At 70.9% G+C, this 23,802-nt stretch carries 26 protein-coding genes; 8 read left to right on the plus strand and 18 right to left on the minus strand.

The genetic code is table 11. The annotated features are described in order from the left end of the window. Position 1: 1 nt before the first annotated feature. The 6 genes from rodA to VIL67_RS08285 all read right to left on the minus strand — a co-directional run bounded on the left by rodA (position 2) and on the right by VIL67_RS08285 (position 6,957). Positions 2 to 1,156, minus strand: a complete 1,155-nt coding sequence (gene rodA, locus VIL67_RS08260) for a rod shape-determining protein RodA (RefSeq protein ID WP_332048398.1) — start codon at positions 1,154 to 1,156, stop codon at positions 2 to 4. Then, positions 1,153 to 3,165, minus strand: coding sequence for a penicillin-binding protein 2 (gene mrdA, locus VIL67_RS08265; RefSeq protein WP_332048399.1), 2,013 nt, complete (start codon positions 3,163 to 3,165; stop codon positions 1,153 to 1,155). Before mrdA ends, rodA begins: the two co-directional genes overlap by 4 nt. A gap of 12 nt (positions 3,166 to 3,177) precedes the next feature. Further along, positions 3,178 to 3,687, minus strand: a complete 510-nt coding sequence (locus tag VIL67_RS08270; protein WP_332048400.1) for a hypothetical protein — start codon at positions 3,685 to 3,687, stop codon at positions 3,178 to 3,180. Then, positions 3,684 to 4,838, minus strand: coding sequence for a rod shape-determining protein MreC (mreC, locus tag VIL67_RS08275; protein WP_332048401.1), 1,155 nt, complete (start codon positions 4,836 to 4,838; stop codon positions 3,684 to 3,686). The genes VIL67_RS08270 and mreC overlap by 4 nt, the downstream gene beginning before the upstream one ends. Positions 4,839 to 4,898: 60 nt before the next feature. Beyond that, positions 4,899 to 5,942 (minus strand): rod shape-determining protein, encoded by a 1,044-nt coding sequence (locus tag VIL67_RS08280; protein WP_257818622.1) that lies wholly within the window; start codon positions 5,940 to 5,942, stop codon positions 4,899 to 4,901. A gap of 232 nt (positions 5,943 to 6,174) precedes the next feature. Continuing rightward, positions 6,175 to 6,957, minus strand: coding sequence for a TOBE domain-containing protein (locus VIL67_RS08285; RefSeq protein WP_332048402.1), 783 nt, complete (start codon positions 6,955 to 6,957; stop codon positions 6,175 to 6,177). 86 nt (positions 6,958 to 7,043) lie between these two features. Between VIL67_RS08285 and modA (VIL67_RS08290) the strand changes: the two genes are divergently transcribed. Then, positions 7,044 to 7,754 carry a molybdate ABC transporter substrate-binding protein gene (modA, locus tag VIL67_RS08290; protein ID WP_414696192.1) on the plus strand — a complete coding sequence of 237 codons (711 nt, stop codon included), beginning with the start codon at positions 7,044 to 7,046 and terminating at the stop codon, positions 7,752 to 7,754. A gap of 2 nt (positions 7,755 to 7,756) precedes the next feature. Beyond that, a complete protein-coding gene (modB, locus tag VIL67_RS08295; protein WP_332048404.1) occupies positions 7,757 to 8,431 on the plus strand; it encodes a molybdate ABC transporter permease subunit in 675 nt (224 codons plus the stop codon). A gap of 3 nt (positions 8,432 to 8,434) precedes the next feature. Here the strand turns inward: modB and modA (VIL67_RS08300) are convergent, their stop codons facing one another. The 5 genes from modA (VIL67_RS08300) to VIL67_RS08320 form a co-directional block, all read right to left on the minus strand. Continuing rightward, positions 8,435 to 9,214, minus strand: coding sequence for a molybdate ABC transporter substrate-binding protein (modA, locus tag VIL67_RS08300; RefSeq protein WP_332048405.1), 780 nt, complete (start codon positions 9,212 to 9,214; stop codon positions 8,435 to 8,437). A gap of 42 nt (positions 9,215 to 9,256) precedes the next feature. After that, entirely contained in the window at positions 9,257 to 10,249 is a 993-nt protein-coding gene (locus VIL67_RS08305) for a Kelch repeat-containing protein (protein WP_332048406.1), read from the minus strand. 38 nt (positions 10,250 to 10,287) lie between these two features. Further along, positions 10,288 to 11,169: a DMT family transporter gene (locus VIL67_RS08310; protein WP_332048407.1), complete on the minus strand. Its 882-nt coding sequence runs from the start codon at positions 11,167 to 11,169 to the stop codon at positions 10,288 to 10,290. 38 nt (positions 11,170 to 11,207) lie between these two features. Beyond that, positions 11,208 to 12,791, minus strand: a complete 1,584-nt coding sequence (locus VIL67_RS08315) for a 2-isopropylmalate synthase (RefSeq protein ID WP_332048408.1) — start codon at positions 12,789 to 12,791, stop codon at positions 11,208 to 11,210. A gap of 251 nt (positions 12,792 to 13,042) precedes the next feature. Beyond that, positions 13,043 to 13,765, minus strand: a complete 723-nt coding sequence (locus tag VIL67_RS08320) for a TVP38/TMEM64 family protein (protein ID WP_332048409.1) — start codon at positions 13,763 to 13,765, stop codon at positions 13,043 to 13,045. 146 nt (positions 13,766 to 13,911) lie between these two features. Between VIL67_RS08320 and VIL67_RS08325 the strand changes: the two genes are divergently transcribed. Both VIL67_RS08325 and VIL67_RS08330 read left to right on the plus strand, forming a co-directional pair. Next, complete coding sequence (locus tag VIL67_RS08325) at positions 13,912 to 15,117, plus strand: calcium-binding protein (protein ID WP_332048410.1); 1,206 nt, start codon at positions 13,912 to 13,914, stop codon at positions 15,115 to 15,117. Between the two features lie 106 nt (positions 15,118 to 15,223). After that, complete coding sequence (locus VIL67_RS08330; RefSeq protein WP_332048411.1) at positions 15,224 to 16,426, plus strand: pyridoxal phosphate-dependent aminotransferase; 1,203 nt, start codon at positions 15,224 to 15,226, stop codon at positions 16,424 to 16,426. Between the two features lie 13 nt (positions 16,427 to 16,439). Here the strand turns inward: VIL67_RS08330 and VIL67_RS08335 are convergent, their stop codons facing one another. Both VIL67_RS08335 and VIL67_RS08340 read right to left on the minus strand, forming a co-directional pair. Continuing rightward, positions 16,440 to 17,864, minus strand: a complete 1,425-nt coding sequence (locus VIL67_RS08335) for a methyl-accepting chemotaxis protein (protein WP_332048412.1) — start codon at positions 17,862 to 17,864, stop codon at positions 16,440 to 16,442. A gap of 111 nt (positions 17,865 to 17,975) precedes the next feature. Next, positions 17,976 to 18,212: a DUF2171 domain-containing protein gene (locus VIL67_RS08340; RefSeq protein WP_332048413.1), complete on the minus strand. Its 237-nt coding sequence runs from the start codon at positions 18,210 to 18,212 to the stop codon at positions 17,976 to 17,978. An 86-nt stretch (positions 18,213 to 18,298) separates the two neighbouring features. On the opposite strand from VIL67_RS08340, the gene VIL67_RS08345 reads away from it, so the two are divergent. After that, positions 18,299 to 18,475 carry a DUF4169 family protein gene (locus tag VIL67_RS08345; RefSeq protein ID WP_332048414.1) on the plus strand — a complete coding sequence of 59 codons (177 nt, stop codon included), beginning with the start codon at positions 18,299 to 18,301 and terminating at the stop codon, positions 18,473 to 18,475. On the opposite strand, the gene VIL67_RS08350 is transcribed toward VIL67_RS08345, so the two are convergent. Further along, entirely contained in the window at positions 18,472 to 20,154 is a 1,683-nt protein-coding gene (locus VIL67_RS08350) for a CHASE domain-containing protein (protein WP_332048415.1), read from the minus strand. The two genes, VIL67_RS08345 and VIL67_RS08350, sit on opposite strands and share 4 nt — an antisense overlap. A 61-nt stretch (positions 20,155 to 20,215) precedes the next feature. Then, the gene (locus tag VIL67_RS08355) at positions 20,216 to 21,049 is read right to left on the minus strand and encodes a DUF1206 domain-containing protein (RefSeq protein WP_332048416.1); all 834 of its coding nucleotides are present in this window, start codon (positions 21,047 to 21,049) and stop codon (positions 20,216 to 20,218) included. 238 nt (positions 21,050 to 21,287) lie between these two features. Here VIL67_RS08355 and VIL67_RS08360 point away from each other — a divergent pair, with 238 nt between their 5' ends. Then, positions 21,288 to 21,761: a hypothetical protein gene (locus VIL67_RS08360; protein ID WP_332048417.1), complete on the plus strand. Its 474-nt coding sequence runs from the start codon at positions 21,288 to 21,290 to the stop codon at positions 21,759 to 21,761. 190 nt (positions 21,762 to 21,951) lie between these two features. On the opposite strand, the gene VIL67_RS08365 is transcribed toward VIL67_RS08360, so the two are convergent. Continuing rightward, complete coding sequence (locus tag VIL67_RS08365) at positions 21,952 to 22,710, minus strand: Coq4 family protein (RefSeq protein WP_332048418.1); 759 nt, start codon at positions 22,708 to 22,710, stop codon at positions 21,952 to 21,954. A 101-nt stretch (positions 22,711 to 22,811) separates the two neighbouring features. On the opposite strand from VIL67_RS08365, the gene VIL67_RS08370 reads away from it, so the two are divergent. Continuing rightward, positions 22,812 to 23,051 carry a ribbon-helix-helix domain-containing protein gene (locus VIL67_RS08370; protein ID WP_332048419.1) on the plus strand — a complete coding sequence of 80 codons (240 nt, stop codon included), beginning with the start codon at positions 22,812 to 22,814 and terminating at the stop codon, positions 23,049 to 23,051. On the opposite strand, the gene VIL67_RS08375 is transcribed toward VIL67_RS08370, so the two are convergent. Then, positions 23,020 to 23,283 carry a hypothetical protein gene (locus tag VIL67_RS08375; protein ID WP_332048420.1) on the minus strand — a complete coding sequence of 88 codons (264 nt, stop codon included), beginning with the start codon at positions 23,281 to 23,283 and terminating at the stop codon, positions 23,020 to 23,022. The genes VIL67_RS08370 and VIL67_RS08375 overlap by 32 nt on opposite strands. 13 nt (positions 23,284 to 23,296) lie before the next feature. Then, positions 23,297 to 23,518: a hypothetical protein gene (locus tag VIL67_RS08380; RefSeq protein ID WP_332048421.1), complete on the minus strand. Its 222-nt coding sequence runs from the start codon at positions 23,516 to 23,518 to the stop codon at positions 23,297 to 23,299. Between the two features lie 126 nt (positions 23,519 to 23,644). Between VIL67_RS08380 and VIL67_RS08385 the strand changes: the two genes are divergently transcribed. Continuing rightward, entirely contained in the window at positions 23,645 to 23,788 is a 144-nt protein-coding gene (locus VIL67_RS08385) for a hypothetical protein (protein ID WP_332048422.1), read from the plus strand. Positions 23,789 to 23,802 lie beyond the last annotated feature (14 nt).

Raw genomic sequence — 23,802 nt, forward strand, 5'->3', positions numbered from 1 at the left:
CCTAGAGCAGCGAGCCCTTGCCCGAGGTGATCTCGGAGTAGCGGTGCACCCGCACGCTCATCACCAGGCCAAAGCCGATCATGACGGTCAGCATGACCGTGCCGCCGTAGGACAGCATCGGCATGGGCACGCCGACCACGGGGGCCAGGCCCATCACCATCGCGCCGTTGATCAGCACGTAGAGGGTGAAGGTCGAGGTCAGGCCCGCGGCCGCCAGCCGGCCGTAGTGGCTGTGGCTGATGTAGGCCGTGCGCAGCGCCATGAAGATCACCGCGGCGTAGAGCAGCAGCACCGAGACGCAGCCGACAAAGCCGAACTCCTCCGCGAGGGTCGCGAAGATGAAGTCCGTCTGCTTCTCGGGCAGGAAGTTCAACTGGCTCTGGGAGCCCAGGCCATAGCCCTTGCCGAGCAGGCCGCCGGAGCCCAGCGCGATCATCGACTGCAGGATGTGGTAGCCGGAGCCCGAGGGATCGCTTTCCGGGTCGAGGAAGGTGAGCACGCGCTGGCGCTGGTATTCGTGCATCACGAACAGCACGAATGGCGGCACGATCGCGACAAAGGCCGCTACGCCGCCGGCAATGATCCGCCAGTCCAGGCCGGCCAGCACCACGATCGCGGCCCCTGTCAGCAGGATCAGCATGGCGGTGCCGAGGTCAGGCTGGTGCGCCACCAGGAGCACGGGCACGAAGATCATCGCCGCCGGGATCGCCAGCCACCACGACAGCCTCGCCTTCTCGGCCGAGACGCTGTGGTAGAAGCGGGCCAGCGCCATCACGATGCCCAGCTTCATGATCTCCGAGGGCTGGAAGCTGAACGATCCGATGGAGAGCCAGCGCTGGGCTCCCAGGCGCGTGTCGCCTACGAGTTCCACCGCGACCAGCAGCAGCAGACCCGCCCCGTAGATGGGGTAGGAGAGCGCGAACCAGACCCGGATGTCGATCATCGCGAGGGCGATCATCATCGCCAGGCAGATGCCGAAGCGGGTGGCGTGGTTGATGGCCCAGGGCGTCCAGGACGAGCCGGCCACGGAGAACAGCATCACCCCGCCGGCCGTCGCGATCAGGGTCAACGTCAGCACGAAGATCCAGTCGATCTCGCTCAGCTTGACGATGAGCCGGTCGCGTTCGCCGGGGCGGGTCAGCGCGGATACGGTCATGCGGGACCTCGCGCGGGCGGAATGACGGGAGCCGCGGGCGCCGGCGCCGCGGCCGTGGTGACCTGGGGCTGGCCGATCAGCGGCGCGTCCGGGACGATGTCCGCTTCGGGATCGGGCGCCAACTCCGGCATCGGCAGCGGCTTCTGGATGCGCGCCACCAGCTCGGGATCCTTCAGCAGGGCGACCCGCATGATCTCACGGGCCCGGGGCGCGGCGGCGGTCGACCCGCCCATGCCGTGCTGCACAATCACCGCCAGAGCGTAGCGCGGCGCGTCGAGCGGCGCGAAGGCCACGAACAGGCCATGGTCGCGCAGCCGCCACGGACCGCCCTTCCCGCGCGTCCCGCCGGCCTTGTAGCTGTAGACCTGCGCCGTGCCGGTCTTGCCGGCCATCAGGATGTCGCCGAGGCCGAGCTGCGAGGCGCGGAAGCCGGTGCCCCCCGCCTCGGTCACGGCGGCCATGCCGTCGCGCACATAGTTCAGGTGCTCCTGGCTGAACGGCAGGTCCGGCACGTCTGACCCGCGCTTCATCTCCCTGCCGCCGACCGACTTGATCAGCCGCGGATTGAGCGCCTTCTTCCCGTTCGCGAGGCGGGCGGTCATCACCGCCAGCTGGAGGCAGTTGGCCGTCAGCATGCCCTGGCCGATGCCGTAGCTTAGCGACTCGCCCGGGTGCCACTTGGGGTCCCGCTTGCGGTTCTTCCGCACCCATTCGGTGGAGGGGACGGTGCCCTTCTTCTGGCCGGGAATGCCGATGTCGAAGGTCTGGCCGAAGCCGAACTCCTGGGCGACAGCGGCGATCCGGTCCGGACCAATCCTGTGGGCGACGGAATAGAAGTAGACGTCGCAGGAGTTCTTGATTGCGTCCCGCATGTTCTGCGGCCCGTGACCCTCCTTCTTGTGGCAGCGGAAGTAGCGTCCGCCGAACTGCATGCCGCCGCCGCAGGACACGGTGAGGTCGGGATCGATCCCGGCCTGCAGCGCCGCCAGCGCGGTCATGGTCTTGAAGGTGGAGCCGGGCGGGTAGGTGCCGGACAGGCACTTGTCGAGCAGCGGCTTGCGTTCGTAGTTGGCCAGCGCCCGGTACTGCGCGCCCTGCAGGCCGCGCACGAACAGGTTGGCGTCGAAGCTGGGCGCGGACAGCATGCACAGGATGTCGCCGGTGCGGCAGTCGATCATCACCGCCCCGCCGCTCTCCTGGCCGAACACCTCCAGCGCCCGGTTCTGGATGTCGACGTCGAGGGTGAGCTGGATCTCCTGGCCTGGCACGGCCGGGATGTCGCCGTTGGGGTCGTGGCGCACCTCGCGGCCGTTGGCGTCCACCTCGACCTTCTTCGCGCCCGGCTTGCCCCGCAGCTCGAGGTCGAAGGCCTTCTCCACCCCCTGTTTGCCGATCCGGAAGCTCGGGTGAAGCATGATCGGATCGGAGTTCGGCCCGGTCGGCGTCCGGTCGCTTTCGGTCACCTTGGCCACATAGCCGATGACGTGGGCGAAGGCGCCGCCGTGGGGATAGACCCGCACCTCGCCCATGTCGGCCGTCACTCCGGGCAGCTCAGGGGCGCGCACGTTGATGGCGCTGAACTGCTCCCAGGTCATGTCCTCCATGACCGAGACAGGCGAGCGCTTGGGCGCGTGCTTGATGTCGCGCGCGAGCCGCTTCATCCGCGGCTCCTCGATCGGCACGAAGTTGGCCAGCGTCTTCAGCGTCTCTTCCGGCTTCATGTCCTCGTCGCGCGACACGAGCAGGCGGAAGTTCGGGCGGTTGGCGGCCAGGATCTCGCCGTTCCGGTCGGTGATCAGGCCGCGCGGCGGGGTGACCAGCTTGAAGTTGAACTGGTTGGACGCCGACAGCTTTTCGTACCGCTGGGTCTCCAGCAGCTGCAGGTAGGCCAGGCGGCCGCCCAGCGCCGTGATCCCCAGGCCGGCGAAGCCGCCCATGAGGAAGGCCCGGCGGTGGAACACGCCCTGACGTTCGTTGACGTCCTCGAAATAGATTGCGGGTTCGGCCATCTACCGGCGCCCCTACCGGAACCTGACGTCGGCATCCTCGAACATGTCGATCAGCCGGTGCGTGAAGGGATAAAGGATGATTGTGGCGAGGTATTGCCAGAGCATCGACAGCGGCCCCGGCTGGTTCTTCACGTCCAGCCAGACGAACAGGTAGCCGGCTAGCATCGCCGTCGCGGTCACCAGCCCGTACCAGGCCCACAGGATCGTACGGCTCTGGCCGGCCATGATCGGGCGCGCCGCCAGCACCACGCCGTAGGCGATCAGCAGGCAGAGCGCCCAGAGGCCCAGCGGCCCGCCCCAGTAGATGTCGAGGAAGAAGCCCATCACCAGCACCAGCAGCGGCGCCAGGATCGAAGGACGGATCACCGCCCAGGCGAACACCACGGCCATGGGGAAGATCGGCTCCGGCAGCCGCAGGCCCCAGATCCGCAGCGGGATCCCGAACAGGATCGTCGCCGCAAGGACCTGCACCATCGGGACGCCCAGCCATCTCCAGGGTTCGAGCGACCGGGCTTGGCTCATGGGGTCCCCGCCTTGGGCGCGGGCGCAGCCGGCCGCGGCGGCGGCGTGGCCGCAGACTTTGGCGCGGGCGTGCTTGGGGCCGGACGGACCGGAACGGCCGGGGCCGCCCGAGGCGCCGGCGGCGCGGGGGTGACGGACGGGGCGGCGGCCGGCCGGGCGGGCTGGCCCGTCGCCGGGGCGCCGGCGGCGCCCGCAGCGGGCGTCGGCGCCGCCGTAGGGTTGGGCGCGGGCGCCGGAGGCGGCAGGGTCGGCGCGCCGGGGGTCGGGGGCGGCACCTGCGTCTTGTCCAGCTCGGCCCGGTTCACCAGCTGAGTGAAGTCCTCGAACAGCAGGATCCGGACGAAGTCGATGGCCGACTTGTCGGACGCCAGCACCACCCGCCAGCGGCCGTCGAGCCCCTTCACGGCGGTGCCCACAGGCAGGCCTCGCGGGAACACCCCGCCGTCGCCGGACGTCAGCACCCGGTCGCCCTGCTTCACCGGATCGATGCCGCGCAGGTACTCGAGCTTGGGGTTCGGCCCGCCGTCGCCGGTGAGGATGGCGCGGGCGTTGGTGCGGTCGATCATCACCGGAGTGCGAGAGGCGATGTCGGTGAGCAGCAGGACCCGGCTGGCGCCGTCGGTGACGCCGATCACCCGGCCCACCAGGCCGTGCTCGGTCATCACCGGGTTGCCGGGTTCCACGCCCTTCTCGCGGCCGGCGTTGGCCAGGCGGGTGTTCGCGTAGGGGCCGCGGCTGTCGGTGACGATCCGCGCCGCCACCATGGGGATCGGCGGATCGGTCTTCAGCCCCAGCAGGGTGCGGTAGCGTTCGTTGGTGTCGCGCAGCGCGATCGCCACGTCGCGCCACTGGCGCATCTCGCGCAGCTCGGCCTTCAGGCGGCGGTTCTCGGAGACCGCGAAGAAGTAGCCCCGGATCGCCTCGACGCCGGCTCCCGTCCAGCGGCCGGGGGCGGAGAGCACGTCGCCCACCGGCGTCAGCACCCGGTCCGAGACGCTCCGGCTCGCGCCATAAGCCTCGGCCTGGAAGGTCTCGCGCCGGTCGGACAGCAGCACCGCCGTGGCGGCGACGCCGGCCACGATCACGGCCACAGCCGCCGTCCAGGTCAGCGGGACCTTCAGTTCACCAAGCGGACTGTCCCGTAAGGACACCTAAAGCCTCGTCTGCGGGAGCCCCCCGGCCGCCCTGCGCGTCCGAGTCGAAAAGAGCGCTTAGGCTAGCGTGGATTCCAGGACGCCCTTCATCCACTTCGGGTGCTCGAGCACTTTGCCGCAGCCGAGGGCGACGCAGGACAGCGGGTCATCGGCCACGGTCACCGGCAGGCCGGTGTGGTCGCGGATTTCGGCGTCCAGGCCGCGCAGCAGGGCGCCGCCGCCCGTCAGCATGATCCCCTTGTCGGCGATGTCGGAGGCCAGCTCCGGCGGCGTGGCTTCCAGCGCCATCTTCACCGCATCCACGATCTGGCCGACCGGCTCCGACAGGGCGTCCGACGCCTGCTTCTCGGAGATCCGCACCTCGCGCGGCACGCCCTGCATCAGGTCACGGCCCTTCACCTCGATGGACAGGCCCTCGCCGTCGGCCGGAGCCCGCGCGGTGCCGATCTCCTTCTTGATCCGCTCGGCCGTGGTCTCGCCGATCAGCAGGTTATGGTTGCGGCGCATGTAGCTGATGATCGCCTCGTCCATCTTGTCGCCGCCGACGCGGACCGAACGCGAATAGACGATGCCCGACAGCGACAGCACGGCCACCTCGGTGGTGCCCCCGCCGATGTCGACGACCATCGAGCCGGTGGGCTCGTGGATGGGCAAGCCGGCGCCGATCGCCGCCGCCATCGGCTCGTCGATCAGGCCCACGCGGCGGCCGCCGGCGTTCAGGCAGCTGTCGTTGATGGCCCGGCGTTCCACGGCGGTGGCGCCCGACGGCACGCACACGATCACCTTGGGGTTCACGAAGCCCTTGCGGTTGTGAACCTTGCGGATGAAGTACTTGATCATCTCCTCGGCGACTTCGAAGTCGGCGATGACCCCGTCACGCATGGGACGGATGGCTTCCATGTGACCCGGGGTGCGGCCCAGCATCTGCTTGGCCTCGATGCCGACGGCGTGCACGACCTTGCGGCCGCCCACGTTGCGCAGCGCCACGACCGAGGGCTCGTTCAGCACGATGCCCTTGCCCTTCATGTAGATCAGGGTGTTGGCCGTTCCGAGGTCGATGGCGATGTCGTTGGAGATCGCGCCGAAGAGGGATTGGATCATGCAAGGCCCTGGGGCATGGGGGCTGAAATGTGCGGTCCGCCGACGATCCGGAACGACCCGAATTGCGCTTGAGATTGCGCTGAGTCGCACCGATTGGCTGGCAGGTTCGTCCCCCCTCTGCCCTGTGGAATTTGCGAATTCAAGCGTGAAACGGCGGTGTGCGCCTTCGCGTCGCGCGCGAGTTTCGCCTCTACAGTTCGCCTGAGAATCGCCACGATGCGGCGCCGTCCGCCTACTCGACCGCCAGGATCACCTGCGCAGGGTCGATCCGGGCCGTCACCAACTCGCCGACCGCCGGGCAGGCGCCGGGGCCCTCGGGCCGCCCGAGTGTCGCCACCAGCGTCTTGCCGCCGCCGATGTCGATGGTCACCTCGCTGGTCCCCTCGCCGTCCTCGCGGCGCGCCACCCGGCCCGGAATGGCGTTGTCTCTGAGGTCCGCGTCGTCGCCGGGCGCCAGCCGCACGAAGCTCGCCTTGACCAGCGCGATCGCCGGCCGGCCCACCGCCAGTTCCAGGTCCTCCAGGCTGCGGCGGGTCAGACTGGCCCTGACCTGGACCCCCGCCGCCAGGTCAAGCGTCACCTCGGCGCTCACCGGGCCTTCCCGCACCGCGCTGACACGGCCGCGCAGGGCGTTCCGCGCGCTGGTCCTCAGTCCCAGCGTCCAGAACAGATCGTCGACGGGCTGCTCGGCCACATGGCTCTCGAGCTTCGTGAGCGCCGCGTCGATCTCGCCGCGGACCCGGCGGAAGGCCGCCACCACCGCGAGCCCTTTAGGCGTCACCGCCGCCGAGCCGCCCCGTTTCCCGCCAGGCGCGGCCGCGACCAGGGGCGTGTCGAAGAGGTTGTTCAGGGCCTGCACCGCGTCCCAGGCGGCCTTGTAGCTCAGCCCCGTCCGGCGGGCGGCGGCGCTGATCGAGCCCAGCTCGGCCACCGCCTCCAGGAGCGCCACGCGCTCCAGGCCCACGCGGGCCGCCCCGCGCCGGAAGGTGAGGCTTGCGCTCAGATCGTCGGCCATGCGGTTCCCACTCCAGCTGGATGGCGTTATGTAGTCGTACCACATAACGAGGGGCGGGCATGCTCGGACGGCTGTTGGCGCTTCTGATGTCGCTTGTTGCGACGTCCGCGACCGCCGGCGAGGTGCAGGTGGCGGTGGCGGCCAACTTCACCGAGCCCGCACGCGTCCTCGCAGAGCGCTTTCAGGCGCGGACTGGCCACACGGCGCGGCTGAGCTTCGGCTCCTCCGGCCAGTTCTACGCCCAGATCGCCAACGGGGCGCCGTTCGGCGTCTTCTTGTCGGCCGACGCCGAGCGGCCGCAGAAGGCCGAGGCCGAAGGGCTGGCCAGCCCAGGCACGCGCTTCACCTACGCCACCGGCCGGCTGGTGCTCTACAGCCGCACGCCCGGCCTTGTGGACGCCGGCGGCGCGGTCCTGCGGACGGGCCGCTTCCGAAAGTTGGCCATCGCCAACCCCGGAGCCGCGCCCTATGGCCTTGCCGCGGTCGAGACCCTGCGCCGGCTCGGGCTCTACGACCCGGTCCGGCCCAAGCTGGTTCAGGGCGCCTCGATCACCCAGACCTTCCAGTTCGTGCAATCGGGCGCCGCGGAGCTCGGTTTCGTCGCCCTGTCCCAGGTGGCGCAGACCCGCGGCGGCTCCCGGTGGATCGTTCCGGATCACCTGCACAGCCCGATCGAACAGCAGGCCGTGCTCCTGAAGGCGGGCGAGCCCAATCGGGCGGCCCACGCGTTCCTGCAGTTCCTGCGCACCCCGGAGGCCCGCGGGATCATCCGGCGCTATGGCTACCGGGCGCCCTGACCGTGGCCGAGGTCGTTTGGCTCACGGCGAAGCTCGCTGGGGTGACCACCCTGCTGCTGCTGCTGCTGGCCACGCCGCTGGCCTGGTGGCTGGCGCGCGGCGAAGGCCTGGCCCGGGAGGTGGTCGGCGCCCTCGTCGGCCTGCCCATCCTGCTGCCGCCCACCGTACTGGGCTTCTACCTGCTGATCGCCCTCGGCCCGGAAAGCCCGCTCATGGCGCCGCTCCAGCCGTTCGGCGTCCGCACGCTCGCCTTCACCTTCGCCGGCCTGGTGATCGGCTCGCTGGTCTACTCCCTGCCCTTCGCCGTCCAGCCGCTGCGCAACGCCTTCCAGGCGGTGGGCCAGCACAATCTCGACGCGGCAGCGACCCTGGGCGCCTCGCCGATGGCGGTCTTCACGCGCGTCGCCCTTCCCCTGTCCCTGCCCGGCTATTTCGTGGCCGCCATCCTGACCTTCGCCCACACCGTGGGCGAGTTCGGTGTCGTGCTGATGATCGGAGGCGCCATCCCCGGCGAGACCGAGGTCCTGTCGATCAAGATCTTCCACATGGTGGAGGCGCTGGAGTGGCGGCAGGCGCACCTGGTGTCGGGCGCCCTCGTCGGGTTCGGCTTCCTGGTGATCGTGGCCATGCTCCTGCTGGAGCGCCGGATGGCTCGCGCCGCGCGGGCGGACGACTGAGCCCTACCGCCCGCCCGGCAGGTTGAACCCGTGCTGGCGCATGATCGCCCGGGCCTCCGGATCGCGCAGGAACCTGTAGAAGGCTTCGGCCGTCGCGCCCGCTCCCTTCAGCAGGACGGCGCGGTGCCGCAGCGGACGATGGTAGGTGTCTGGCACCAGAATGTAGGCGCCGGCCGCTCGCAGCCGCGGCATGATCGCCACGCTGAGCGGCAGGAGGGCGGCCTGCACGCCAGGCGAGGTCGCCAGCTGCACCATCTGGTTGGCGTTCTCGGCCAACGCCACCTTCGGCTGGACGGGCATCCAGATCCGCGCTCGCGTCAGCGCCTCGCGCGAGGCGCGACCGTAGGGTCCGTTGGTGCTGAACAGGGCGAGCTTCTGCAGTCGCCCGTCGCGGGTGGCGGCGCCCAGATCCCGCAGCCGGCCGTCCAGCCTCACCTTGGATCCGTTGGGCACATACAGGCACAGCCGTCCGATCCCGTAGAGCGCGCCGGTGTTGGCCGTCAGGCCGACCTTCTCCAGCTGCCGCACGTAGGACTCGTCCGCCGCAAGGAAGAGCTCGTACCGGCCCGTGTCCTTCTGGATCTGCTGGGTGAAGACGTGCGTGGGGCCATAGACGATCCGCACAGCGCGGCCGGTGCGCCGCTGGAACGCCGCGGCCACGAGCGGCAGTGCTTCCGACAGGTCCGAAGCCGCCGCCACCGTGGCGACGGCCTGCGCCGCGGCCGCGCGGGGCGCAACGGCGGCGGCGAGGGCAAGCTTCAGGATGGCGCGCCGGGACGTCATCTCGGCCTACTACAGCTTTGATTCGGCCGAAGCCAAGACGCTTCAGTCGGTGATGAGCGCCTCGGTGACCGCGGTCACCTGGCCGCCCGACTCCTTTGCGCCGCCGCCGACCGCATAGATGCGGCCGCCCACCGCGACGCCGGCCAGGCCGTGGCGCGGCGTTCGCATGGCGGCGACCGCGGTCCAGCTGTCCGCCTTCGGGTCGTAGCACCACGCATCCGGGATCACGCCGGGGCCGCCCTCGCCGCCGAAGACATAGAGCTTGCCGCCGGCCGCAGCGCCCGCGAGCCCGCCGGCGGCGCGCGGCATCGGCCGCAGGGTCTCCCAGCGATCGGTTTTCGGGTCGTAGCGGTCCAGCTGCGCGGAGTTGCCGGCGCCGACGCGGCGCCCGCCGGCGAGGTAGAACAGGCCGTCGACCGCGGCGCCGGTGGCGCTGTTGCGCGCGAGCGGGCACGGGGCGGCGGTGGTCCAGCGGCCGGCGCGGGCGTCGAACACCTGGTGCAGCGCCACGTCGCCCTGGTCGGTCCACGCCCGATTGGCGGCCCCTTTCGGGGCGCGGCCGCTCGCCACGTGGATGCGCTCCCCCAGCGTCACGGCCACGGTCTCGCACTGCAGCTGCGGCATCGGCGCGACAGCCGTCCAGGCCTTCCCATCGAACGCCACCCCGTCCCGCACCCCGACCCACCCGCCCTCGTCGGTGACCCGATAGCCGCCGAAGGCGTAGAGCCGGTCACGCGCGGTCGCCAGCACGGGGTGGTGGCGGGCGAACGGAAGCCTCGGCCCCTCGCTCCAGCGGTTCGCCACGGGATCGTAGATACCGGTGCGGTCCTGCGGATTGATCCCGCCGCGCAACCCGTTGGCGCCCGGCGCCATGCCCCCGGCGATTACGACCTTGCCGCGGAACGCCGCGCCGTAGACCTCCTGCACCGGCCAGGGCACCTCCGCGCGCGGCTCCCAGCGCGCGGCGGCGCGGGCGGCGGTCGGCAGGGCCCCGGCGGCGAGGCTGGCGGCGATAAGGGTGCGGCGGTCGATCATCGGGCCATATTGCAAAGCCCCCGCCGGGAAGGAAGCGCTCAGCCCAAGGCGCAGAACAGCAGGCCCGCAGCGCTCATCGCGCCCCCCGCCCATTGGCGGAGGCTCAACCGCTCGCGGAACAGGCGCCGGCCGACGGCGGCCGCCACCGGGCCCTCGATCAGGCCCACCGCGCGAACTGGCGCGGCGGGCGCCAGGGCGAGGGCGCCGAACCAGCATGCCGAGGCCGCGGAGCCGAAAAAGCCGGCCGCCAGGGACGTGCGCCAGGACGAGGCCACCGCCCGGAGCGCGCCCGGCCGGGTGACGGCCAGCAGGCTGGTCAGCACGGCCGATTGCATCAGCTGGGCGATGACCAGTGCGGCCGTGGCGGCGAAGATCGGATGCGCCGGATCGAAGGCCTGGCCCGCCGCCCGGAAGCCGTTGAAAGCCACCGCGAAGCCCGCCCCTGCCGCCAGCCCAAGCAGGCCGCCCGCGAGGCCGGCGCGCCCCTCCCCCGCCCTGGGCCAGGAGAGCACCACCAAGCCGGCCGTCGCGAGCGCAACGCCGGCCCAGACGGCAGGCGCCAGACGGTCGCCCAGCACCAGCCATCCCATGAGCGCCGCCAGCGGCAGCGAGGACTGCTGGAGCATGGTGGCGACGGCGAAGCCGGAATGACGCATCGCCATCAGCAGGGCGCCGGTGGCCGCCACCTGGGCGATGGCGCCGGCCACCGCGCCGACCCAGAACCGGGCGGTCGGGTGCGGCTCGGCGCCCGGGGTGGCCAGCGCGACGACGGTGAAGATCGCGATCGAGAACGGCAGGCCGAACAGGAAGCGCACCAGGGTGGCGCCCCACGGGCCGGCGTCGCCGACCAGCCCGCGCTGCATGGCGTTGCGCGCCACCTGCAGCGGCGCCGCCGCGGCGGTCAGAAGGATCCAGAGCATGTGCGTCGGGACCGCGCCGCCGGCGGCGGCGCGGCGCCTCAGAAGCCGCTGGCGACGCGAGCGTCGGGCGCGGTCTTCTCCTTGCGGGCGAAGAGGTTGTTCAGCGCGTTCACATAGGCCTTGGCCGAAGCGGTCAGGGTGTCCGTGTCGGCCGCCTGGCCAGTGGCGATCCGGCCGTCCTCCTCCAGCCGCACGGAGACCTGCGCCTGGGCGTCAGTCCCTTCGGTGACGGCGTGCACCTGGAAGAGGCGCAGGATGGCCTCGTGCGGCACCACCTCGTGGATGGCGTTGAACACCGCGTCCACCGGGCCGTCGCCGGTGGCGTTGGCCGACTTCTCGGCGCCGTCGATGGTCACCGTCAGGAACGCCTCCTGCGGCCCCTCGGTGCCGGCGATCACCCGCAGGTGCTTCACCTGAACCCGGTCGGCCTGACTCGCCAGGGCGTCGTCCACCAGGGCCACCAGGTCGTCGTCGAAGACGTGCTTCTTCTTGTCGGCCAGGTCCTTGAAGCGCTGGAACGCCTCGTTCAGCGCGTTCTGGCCAAGCTCGTAGCCCAGGGCCTTCAGCTTCTCGCGGAAGGCGTGGCGGCCCGAGTGCTTGCCCATGACCAGGTTTGAGGAGCCCTGCCCGACCGACTCCGGCGTCATGATCTCGTAGGTGCCGCGGTCCTTCAGCATCCCGTCCTGGTGGATGCCGCTCTCGTGGGCGAAGGCGTTCTTGCCGACGATCGCCTTGTTGAACTGCACCGGGAAGCCGGTGATGGCGGAGACATAGCGGCTGGCCCGCGTGATGTGCTGGGTCTCGATCCGCGTGTGGTACGGCAGGCGGTCGCCGCGGACCTTGAGCGCCATCACGATCTCTTCCAGCGCCGCGTTGCCCGCCCGCTCGCCAATGCCGTTCACCGCCACTTCCACCTGCCGTGCGCCGGCCTGCACCCCGGCCAGGCTGTTGGCGACCGCCAGGCCCAGGTCGTTGTGGCAGTGGGTGGAGAAGATCACCTCGTCAGCGCCGGGCACGTTGGCGATCAGGTCCGCGAAGACCTCGGCGTATTCGCTGGGATAGGTGTAGCCGACTGTATCGGGGATGTTGATCGTCCGAGCGCCGGCCTTGATGGCGGCTTCCACGCAGCGGCGCAGGAAGTCCTGCTCGGTGCGGGTGGCGTCCTGAGCCGACCACTCCACGTCGTCGCACAGGTTGCGCGCATGGGTCACCGAGCCCGTGATCATGTTCAGGATGTCTTCCTGGCTGGCGCGCAGGATGTGGTCGCGGTGGCTGGGGCTGGTGGACAGGAAGGTGTGGATCCGCCCGCGCTTCGCCTTCTTCAGCGCCTCTCCGGCGCGTTCGATGTCCGCGATCCCCGCGCGCGCCAGGCCGCAGATGGTGCTCTCGGTCACGATCTCGGCGATCGCCTTCACGGCTTCGAAGTCGCCGTTCGAGGCGATCGGGAAGCCCGCCTCGATGACGTCGACCCGCATCTCCTCGAGGATCTTGGCGAGCTCGATCTTCTCTTCCAGCGACATGGACGCGCCGGGCGATTGCTCGCCGTCGCGCATGGTAGTGTCGAAGACGATGACGCGGTCTTTTTCGGAACGCGGGGCGGTGTCGGATACCGGGGACGTCATGGGATGAGGCTCTTCGCGGAGGTTTCTGTCTTCGGGCGGGGGTTCGAAAGCCCCTGAGCGCCCGGCCGCGAAGCGTCTCGCGTGCCTAGAGAGGCGCCCAGGGGCGGCTAAGCCCCAGCGAGAGAAGAAGCAGGCTGTCGAGCCGCGTACGCATGCGAGGCTTCTAACCGAATCCGGCCTTGGGCCGCAAGACTGTTCCCAAAAGCGCGGCCTTAGGACCGCTTGCGGGCAAGAACATTCCCCTGTTGGTCTCAGCCGAGATCGCCGCCGCCGGCCGCCTCGCGCGCCTTCAGCCACTTGCGGGCGTACCAGCCGATCACCAGCCAGAGCAGCGCCACGCCGGCGATCGCCGCCACGTGGCCGCCGCCGCCCTCGCCGCGCAGCACCTGGATGATCGAATTCCCTGCGAAGGCGGTGAGCGCGATCTTCGGCACGATGCCCAAGGCCGTGCCGGTCGCGAAGTCGCGCATCCGCATGGGGGTCACTCCGGCCGCCATGTTGACCACGATGAAGGGCGCGGACGGGACCAGCCGGACGATCAGGCTCGCGAAGAAGCCGTTGCGGCCCACGAGTTCCATGAACTGCCGCAGCCCCTGGCCCGAGAAGGTGTCCAGCGTCCGCGCGCCCGCGGCCCGGCCGAGGTAGAAGCCGATCATCGCCGAGACCATGGTGCCGATCCACGAGTAGGCGAAGCCGGCCCAGGGGCCGAAGGCCACCACGGCGGCAGCGATCAGCATGAACTGCGGCACGCCCACGAAGGCGAGCAGGGCGAACGCCGCCACCGCCACGGGGAGCGACCAGGGCCCCGCCCCGGCGCCCATCCAGCGCTCCACCGTGGCCTCGCCGTCGAAGCCCAGGACCTGCGCGCCAAACACGAACACCACGCCGACCCCGCCGAACAGCACGAAGGAGACGAGCAGCGCCCGCCACGCCTTGGCGTCCATGTCGGACAGGAACTGCAAGAGGCGGCGCATCGGCGCTGAGGTCGCCGATCAAGCCGGGCCGGTCAAGCCGCGGCCATGTTGCGTTTTTCTATGTTGCGTTTTTACGCAACATGGTCGATCTAAAGCCTAAGGCCGGGCTTCGGCCGAGAGGGACTTCCAGTTCGGAGAGGCTGCCTGTGGCACGCTACGCGTTCGAGACCATCACCGCCAACCAGGCCGCCGCGATCACGGCGGCGGACACCGTGACCTTCGCCGGCCGCGCCAATGCGACCAGCGTGGTCTACCAGTCCTACGATCCCCTGGCCCTGACCCCCGAAGTGCCCAGTATCCTGGTCACCCTCGACGGCCGCACGGTGAAATTCGGCACGGCCTTCACCCAGGTCACCAAGAACGGCCAGGCGGAGTTCGCCGACGGCTCCAAGCTGGTGGTCGGCGATACCTCGGACGAGCGGATCGCGGGCTCGGTCTACGGCGACGGCCTCTATGGCGGCCCCGGCCACGACAGCGTCAACGGCGGGCGCGGCGACGACCTGATCCAGGGCAACGCGGGCGACGACCGGCTCGAAGGCGATCTGGGCTCCAACACCCTCTACGGCGGCCAGGGCGACGACGTGATCTACGTGGCCACCGCCGCCGAGACCCGCGGCGGCTTCGCCCACGGCAACGCCGGCAATGACGAGATCTTCGGCGGCGGCGGCGGCGACACCCTGCTGGGCGGCCGCGGCGACGACCTCCTGGTGGGCCTCGACGGCGCCGACTACCTCTCGGGCGACCTCGGCGACGACGAGCTGCACGGCGGAGCCGGCGCCGACACCCTGCTGGGCGGCGAGGGCAACGATATCATCCAGACCGGCGGCGGCGCGGACCGGGTGCTTGCCGGCGCGGGCGACGATCGCATCGCCATCTTCTACGGCGGCTCGGCCATCGTCGACGGCGAGGACGGCAACGACACCATCACCTCGGTTTCGGTCGGCAAGGACGTGCTTTCGGGCGGCGCCGGGCGCGACGTGTTCGAGTTCGTCAGCCACACTCGGCCGGCGGCCGGCCAGGACGACACGATCCTCGACTGGAGCGGCGCCGACGACAAGCTGCGCTTCCAGCAGGTCAGCATCTATGCGCTGGGCGGCGGCGATGAGGACGAAGCCGCCCACTCGATCCTGCCGCTGGAGTATTCCGAGTTCGTGGCGACCAGCTACGACGAGGCGCTCCGCATCGCCAACGAGCACATCTCCGGCCCCGGCGCGAAGTACGTGGCGGCCCAGGTGGGGCAGAACGTCTACGTCTTCGTGGACTCCGACGGCGACCCGACCAATGGCGCCGACGCCGGCGTGGTGCTGGTGGGCCGCACCTTGGCCGACATCTCGCTGACCAACTTCATCTGATCCCGAAGTTCGTCTGACCCCCTGGAGAGCGGGTTTGCCCCGGGGGCGGGTTGTCGTTAAACCCGCCCCCGATCCGCAAGTCTGAGCCTTGAGGGGGCCCGTTCCCATGTCGTTGCAGTCCGCCGCCCTGTCGCGCGTCAAGCCGTCCGCCACCCTTGCCGCCGACCAGAAAGCCCGCGAGCTCAAGGCCCAGGGCCGCGACGTCATCGGCCTGGCCGCCGGCGAGCCCGACTTCGACACGCCGGACAACATCAAGGAAGCGGCCATCAAGGCCATCCGCGACGGCAAGACCAAGTACACCAACGTCGACGGCATCCCGGAGCTGAAGGACGCCATCTGCGCCAAGTTCCAGCGCGAGAACGGCCTCACCTACAAGCCCAGCCAGATCAACGTCTCGCCCGGCGGCAAGCCGGTGATCTACAACGCCATGGTCGCCACCCTGAACCCGGGCGACGAGGTGATCGTGCCCACCCCCTACTGGGTGAGCTACTGGGACATCGTCCTGCTGGCCGGCGGGGAGCCGCGTGCGGTGATGACCACGGCCGAGGCCGGCTTCAAGGTCCAGCCGGAGCAACTCGAGGCGGCGATCACGCCCAAGACCCGCTGGGTGCTGCTGAACTCGCCGTCCAACCCGTCGGGCGCCGCCTACACCCGCGCCGAGCTGCGCGCACTGGCCGATGTCCTGCTGCGCCACCCGCACGTCTGGATCCTCACGGACGACATGTACGAGCACCTGGTGTTCGACGACTTCGAGTTCACCACCATCTGCCAGGTGGAGCCCGGCCTCTACGAGCGCACCCTGACCATGAACGGGGTCTCCAAGGCTTACGCCATGACGGGCTGGCGGATCGGCTACGCCGGCGGGCCCGAGCCGCTCATCAACCTGATGCGCAAGGTGATGAGCCAGTCGACTTCCAACCCCACGTCCATCTCGCAGTATGCCGCCGTCGAGGCGCTGAACGGCCCGCAGGACTTCATCAAGCCGAACCAGAAGCTGTTCCAGGAACGCCGCGACCTGGTGGTCTCGATGCTGAACCAGGCCACCGGGATCCACTGCCCGACGCCTGAAGGCGCCTTCTACGTCTATCCCTCCTGCGAGGGCCTGATCGGCAAGACCGCGCCCAGCGGCCGGACCATCGGCTCGGACCAGGACTTCGCCAACGAGCTGCTGGAGGCCGAGGGCGTGGCCGTGGTGCACGGCGCGGCCTTCGGCCTGTCGCCCTTCTTCCGGATCAGCTACGCCACGGCCAACGCCACCCTGGAAGAGGCCTGCCGCCGCATCCAGCGGTTCTGCGGCGCGGTCCGCTAAGACCGCCGGCCCCCTACCAGGCGCCGGCCGCCCGCCGAAGCCGGCCCTGGGCCTCGTGCACCGGGTTGGCGCCTTCCGCGCGCCCCAGCCGGAAGCGCGACACCGCCTCGCCCAGCGCCTCGGCCTGGGTGCGCAGTTGGGCGGCCGCAGCGGTGGTCTGCTCCACCATGGCGGCGTTCTGCTGGGTCACCTGATCCATCTGGTTGACCGCGCTGTTCACCTCGCCCAGCCCGAGCGACTGTTCCTCGGCGGACCGGGCGATGGCCGACACCAGGCCCGCGATCTCGCCGGCCCGCTGCACCAGGGCCTCCAGCGCCTCGCCGGTCGCGCCCACCAGCTTCACGCCGCGGGCCACCTGTTCGCTCGAGGACGCGATCAGCGTCTTGATCTCCTTGGCCGCCTCGGCGGAGCGTTGGGCGAGCGCGCGGACCTCCTGGGCCACCACCGCGAAGCCGCGCCCCGCCTCCCCGGCGCGCGCCGCCTCGACCCCGGCGTTCAGGGCCAGCAGGTTGGTCTGGAAGGCGATCTCGTCGATCACCCCGATGATCTGGGTGATCTGGCCCGAGCTGTGCTCGATCTCGCCCATTGCGCCCACCGCCTCGCCGACCACCGCGCCGGCGGTGTCGGCGGCCGACCGCGAGGCCTCGGCCGCCGCGGCCGCCTCGCGCGCGCTCTCGGCGCTCTGGCGCACGGTGGCGGTCACCTCGTCGAGCGCCGCCGCGGTCTCCTCCAGCGAGGCGGCCTGCTGCTCCGTGCGTCGGGACAGGTCGTCGGCGGCCGTGGAAATCTCGCCCGAGCCGCTGCGCACCGCGCCGCTGGCGTCCGAGATGCGGCTCATCGCCTCGGCCAGGCTGCCCACCGCCTTGTTGAAGTCCTCGCGCACCGCCGCGTAGCCGCCGTCGAACTCCGCGTCGATCCGGCAGCCCAGGTCGCCCGCCGCCAGCCGGCTGAGGCCCTGGGCCAGGGCCTCCACCACCTGGGCCTGCACGGCCTCGTCATGCCGGCGCGCGGCCTCCGCCTGGCGCGCCGCCTGCTCGTCGGCGGTGATGTCGGTGGCCAGCTTGATCACCCCCACGGGGCGCCCCGTCGCGTCGAAGATCGGGTTGTACGAGGCCTGGATCCACACCTCGCGCCCACCTTTGGCCAGCCGGCGGAACTTGCTCGCGATGAACTCGCCTGCGTTCAGCCGCCGCCAGAAGGCGCGGTAATCCTCGCCCGCCGCCTCGGCGGGGTCCATGAACATCGAGTGGTGCTTGCCGAGGATGTCCTCGGCCGCATAGCCCACCGTCTTGAGGAAGTTCTCGTTGGCCGAAACCACCGTGCCGTCGAGCCTGAACTCGATCACCGCCTGCGAGCGGTTCAGGGCGGCGAAACGCGCCGCCAGATCGTCAGCTCTACGATCATCTTCCGCCAGCTTGCGCCGGGCCAGCCCGAACATCTTCGATATCCCCCGAGTCGACACTGCGGAGGATGGGTCATGATAAGATAACGCTAAGTATATTTCAGGCCCGACAACAGACTCCGCCGCCAGTCGTTATCCCGATAAACCTTAGACCCTGATCTTCCACGCGGCCTTGGCGGCGTCCTTGGTGCGGTTCAGCCAGACCTTGTCGTCTTCGACACGGTCGACCCAGCTCATCGGCACCATGTGATGCTTCAGCCCAGCGCCCAGGTCGAACTTGGCCAGTTCGATCTCGTCCCCGACCACGTGGTCCACCTTGCCCACGTGATCGCCGTCCGAGCCGATCACCTCCATGTGCGGGTGGATGTCCGCCGGCTGCACCATGTCGCGTCCTCGTTCCGTTGGCCGGCGGGAAACGGGGAACCGCCGCCGAGGTTGCGCGCCGCAGCCGGCGCGGCCACCCTGCCCCGATGACCGAGCCGATCAACCTCAACAAGGCGCGCAAGGCGCGCGCCAGGGCGGCCGCCAAGTCCGCCGCCGCCGAGAACCGCATCCGCTTCGGCCGCACCAAGGCGGAGAAGGCGGTCTCCAGGCTTGAGGCCGACAAGGCGCGTCGGCTCCACGACCAGGCGAAGCGCGAGGACTAGGCGCCGCGGGTCTCCGGAAGCGGCAGGTCGATGCGGCAGCACACGCCTTCCGGCTGGAACAGCAGCTCCACCTGGCCCTGCAGCTGCCGGCGCAGGCCGGTTTCGATCAGCCGCGAGCCGAAGCCCCGCTGTTGCGGGGGGCTGACCGGCGGCCCCCCGTGTTCGACCCACTCCAGCTCGAGCCGGGGCGCGCCGGCCGCCTCATAGGTGCGCCACGCGATCGTCACCCTGCCCTGCCAATCCGACAGCGCGCCGTACTTCAGGGCGTTGGTGGCGAGCTCGTGCACCGCCATGGCGAGCGACAGCGCCGTCTCGGGCGGCAGCACCACCTGCGGGCCACCGACCGTCACCCGATCCCGCACGGCGCCCAGGGGCGCAAGCTCGAGCTTCACCAGCTCGCCCAGCTCGGCTCCTTCCCAGTGCTCGCGCGTCAGCAGGTTGTGGGCTTCGCTGAGCGCCAGCAGCCGCGCCTCGAACCTGGCCCGGGTCTCGCGGATGTCGCGTCCCTCCCGCAGCGTCTGGGCCGCGATCGACTGCACGGTGGCGAGGCTGTTCTTCACCCGATGGTTCAGCTCGGCCACCAGCAGCAGCCGCTGCTCCTCGCTTCGCCGCCGGGCCGCCACCTCCGCCTCGGCGGCCAGCCGCGCCCGCAGCTGCCACCAGGACGCCGTCGCCACCAGCAGGCTCGCCACCGCGCCGCCGAGGAAGAAGGCCATGCCCAGCCCGCGTGTGCGCTCACGCTCGAAGCCTGGGCCAGCGTAGTAGACCACCTGCCAGGTTCGACCGGCGGTCTCCAGCCTATGGGTTGCGCTCAGCCGCGCCTCGCGCGCCATGGCGTCGACTGGACCGGGGAACGACTTGTGCAGCAGGTTCTCCGGACGGACGGCCTGGTCGTAGACGGCGATGTGGATCGGCGGCGCGGCCTCCCGGCCCAGTATCCCCGCCAGCAGGTCGTCGGCCCGAAACGCGCTGTAGGCGAAGCCGATCAAGCCCGTACGCCGCGCCTCCACGCTCGGCGGCGGCGCACCGCCCCGGTAGACCGGATGGTAGATCAGGAAGCCCGCCTGCTTCTGGGCGTCGATCTCCTGGACGAGCTCCACCTTGCCGGACATGGCGCTCCGCGCCTGGTCCCGCGCGCGGCTCATGGCCGTCCGGCGGGTGGGCTCGGCGTACATGTCGAAGCCCAGGGCTGCGCGATTGCGGGCGTCCAGCGGCTCCAGGTGCACGATGGCGTGGACCTCCGGCCGGGGCGTCCGGGGCCTCACCGAAACATCGGGCGCCCCGAGCGTCGCCAGGCGGGCGCGCGTCGCAGGCGTGTCCAGGCCCGGCAGCGGGGCGCTGAAACCGATGCCCTGGATGCCGGGATAGATGCGCGGCAATTGAAGCCGCTCGGCATAGGTGCGGAACTCGTCCCGGGTGACCTCTCCTTCCGAGGCCGCGAGGAAGCCGGCGGTCGCCCGCAGGACGCTGATGTAGGCCTGCAGCCGGTCGGAGATCGCGCTGTGCGCCCGTTCGACTCCGTTCTGGAAGCGCTGCAGGTCCTTGGCCCGGCTGAGGCGGTCCACCTGCCAGGCCGCCAGGACGCTGGCCAGCAGGCCGATCGTCAGGACCAGAATCGGCACGAGGTGCGGCGGGATGCCCCGTGACCGCCCATTCACCTCGAGCCCGGCAGAGTTCACTGCCCCTCCCTGCGAAAAGCGGCTTCTCGTGCCCCAAACGCGCGCCGCTGTCGAGCGGGGGCTAGTGACCTGCTCGGCCTCGGGCCGCGCTCCTGTGCGCCGGCGAACGCGCGGCGAGCCGGCTCAGCACGTGCGGGTCGGTGATCCGGCGATAGGCCGCCTGCACGATGCTGAACACGCCGAACAGGCCCAGCCCGCCAGCCACCGCCACCCGCATCCACCCGGAGAGCGAGGCCAGCGCCTCCCCCACCCCGCCCGCCTGCTGTGGATCAGAGGCGCTCGCCGCCCGCCAGAGCAGCCAGCCGATCAGCACGAAGACCACGCCGCGGGCCAGGTAGCCGAGCCGGCCGATCCACTTGATCCACGGCCGCCCGGCTGCGGGCGGATCCAGCTGCTTGAGAAACTTCAGCCTGTAGGCGCTCCAGCCCTGCGCCAGGCCGCCGGCCATGAAGCCGAGGGCGGCCAGTCGCAGGATCAGCCCGCCGCCGGGCAAGCCCAGCACCCAGCCCGTGGCGCTGTCCGCCCCGCCGCCGCCCCCCGCGCCGGCCCCGCTCATGCCCAGGGCGAGCGCGCCGGCCAGCAGGCCCAGGACCAGGTGCAGTACGCCGCTTGTCCCGTGCACCAGCCGCACCAGTGCGCCCTTGGCGCCATCGCCGGCCCCCTCCAGGTCGAGTAGGCCCTCGGCGCAGCGCCAGGCGCCGTACGCCAGCAGCCCCAGGGCGATCACGGCCAGAGCCACCCGGCTCATCCCGCCGCCGGCCATGGAGCGCAGGGCTCCCGCGCTGCCCGTCGTCCGGTGCGCCTCGATCGCCAGCCAGGCGATGGTCAGGTACAGCACGCCGCGCGCGGCGAACCCCAGCCTGGTCAGCGTCTCAAGGCGCGGCACGGCGTTCATGAGCGATCTCCTCCAGGGCGCTACAAGGGTGCGCTCGCGGGTTTGTTCCGCCGGTATGCCCTGCGAGGCTGTCGGGACCGCCCCGCCCCGTAGGCCTGGGAGCGCCTGCGGCGCTGGCACGGCCGCGCCCGCCGCCAGCCCATAGCGGCGCTGCGCAGTTGCGGAACCGCTGATCGCCGCTTGCCGGCGCCGCCGCCCTGTTGCACACCAATGTTCTCCAGGGGCGGAGGCTGGCCGGATGAACAGGTGGCTCGTGCTCGGCGGCGCGCTCAGCGCGCTGGCCGCGGCGGTGCATGTGGCGGTGATCTTCGGCGGGCCGGACTGGTACCGGTTCTTCGGCGCAGGTGAAGGCATGGCCCACGCGGCGGCCCGTGGCTCGTGGCGCCCGGCCGCCATCACCGCCGGCATCGCCCTGGTCCTCGCCGCCTGGTCCGCCTACGCCTTCTCCGGCGCGGGCTTAATCCCTCGCTTGCCGCTCCTGCGCACGGCCCTGGTGCTGATCAGCACCGTTTACCTGCTCCGCGGCCTGCTGCTCTTCCCAGCTCTCTTGTTCCGCCCCACCGACGCCTTCGCTGTCTGGAGCTCGGCGATCGTCCTCGCCTACGGCTGCGTCTACGCCCTCGGAACCTGGACCGCATGGCCCGCGCTCACCCAGAACGGCCACGCCTTGCGTTTGGAGCCGGCTTCAGCCCCGCCGCCCCCGCTGGGATAGAATTTGCGCGAGGCCTGGCCGCAGCTCTCCCTTCCTCCTCAATGGAGGAAGGGCGGGGATGGTGGTGTGCGCAATGAAATGAAGGCGACGCTCCGTCAGGCGCCGACGCCCACCCGCGCCGCCTGCCGCAACGCGATGTGCACACCAGCACCCAACCCTCCTCCATCGAGGAGGAGGGCTTTCGGGCGCCTCAGCCCCCCACCACCAGGTCCCGCGCCTCGGGCGGGATCGAGTCGTACACGGTCGCGGGGGTGATGTTCAGCCGGCGGCGGGCGGCCTCGAGCGGCTCGGCCATCAGGGTCTCGTAATCCTCGCCCAGAAGCCACGCTGCCCGCTTGCCGCGCTGGTAGCCCTGCCAGATGGCGGCCCGGTAGGGGAAGCGCTTCTCCTTCAGGGAGCGCAGGCCCGCGCCCACGGCGATCAGCGCCCATCCGAGGCCCTTGGTCTGGGCGTAGGAAAAGGCCACCAGGCAGGCCTCTCCAAGGGCGTCGCGATGGTAGCCCGACAGGATATGCCAGACGTCGTGCACGTCGCGGGTGCGGCGGCCGAACCAGGCGTAGGGGTGCTGTTCCTCGATCTGCGACAGCCCTTTGCGGCTCACTTCCGCCAGGCCCTCCGCCGACAGCTGCTCGGAGCGCACGAATGTGCGGTAGGCGGCGCCGACGGAGCCTTCCGGCAGGCTGTCCAGCCAGGCGTCGTCCATCAGCTTCTCGGCGAACTCGGGGCGCTGGTAGGCGATCCGTCCGCCCTGCGGGGTGTGCAGCAGGCGGTGGTAGCCCTTGGCCGTCGAGGCGCCGTTCAGCGATCGCATGATCTCGAAGACGGCCGTGGTGTCTTCCTTGTCGGCCAGCAGGCGGCGCAGGGCGCGGATGGCGTGCGGCCAGTCAAGCTTCGTCGACGCCCGGGGCGGCGCATACTTCGCGTCGATGGTGTCGGCGGTCATCGCCATGATCAAAGAACCTCGTCAACTTGCGGCGCTGAAAATGACGACAGCGTCATCTTCGCGCAAGACCTGCTGGACGAATTACCCGGAGGGCCTAAACAAAGCCTATGCCCGTGCTGCGCAAGCGTTCAGTCCTGCTCTCCGGCCACGCCACCTCCATCGCGCTGGAGCCGGAATTCTGGGCGGTGCTGGAGGCCATGGCGCAGGCGCGCGCCACCAGCCTGGCCGGCCTCATCGGCCGCATAGACGGCCAGCGCGGCGAACGCCCGCTGGCCTCCGCCTGCCGGGTCGCCGCGCTCAGGTACGCCCAGGAGACTACTGGGCCGGGGGCTGCTGCGGGCCGTTAGCCGTACCGGCCGGCGTCGCCGGGGCGTCGCCTTGCGCCGGAGCCGCGGGCATCACCGAGGTCCCTTCCGCCGCAGCGGGGGTTGAGCCGCCCTGCGGGGTCCGATCAGAGCCCTGGCGCTGCATCATCGCCACCACCAGCCAGCCGACCAGCAGGGCGAGCACGATCCAGACAAGCGGCGGGATCCGGCGGCTGGCCTTCTTCGGGGCGGCGTTGGAGCTGTGGTCGGTCATGGGCTCTCCCTCTCTACTTCGGTGTCGGCAGCGGCGCGTCGGGCAGGCGCGGCGCGTCCGGCAGCGTCGGCCTCGGCAGCTCGGGCATGGCGGGCGCCATCCGGACGTCCAGGTTCCGGGCCGCGCCGCGGGTCCGCGACCAGCCCGTCCAGAGCGCCACGAGCAACAACGCCGCCGCCGCGCCAACCAGGACCGCGGCCCAGGTGGGCAGGCGCCCCCGTTGCGTCTCGGCCATGGCCCTTCGCGCCTCCGCTAGGTTCGCCAGCCAAACGGCGCCCCTGCGGCGAAGTTCCTCCCGAGGCCGCCCTCCCCTTGCGCGGAGCGTCACGAACGCCGATCTCCGCCGGCGAAGGAGCCACCCATGTCCTATCCCGATCGTCCGGCCCGCCGCCGCGGCGCCGTCGCCAAGGCGGCGCCCGCGCCGGCCCTCGCCCAGCGCCTGCTGGTCCCGAGCCTGCTCAGCCTCGCCGCCGCCCTGGCCGCGCTGGTTGCGGCGATCCGCTGAGGAACGGAGCGCGA

Source organism: Phenylobacterium sp., from assembly GCF_036563385.1.
Lineage (GTDB): Bacteria > Pseudomonadota > Alphaproteobacteria > Caulobacterales > Caulobacteraceae > Phenylobacterium.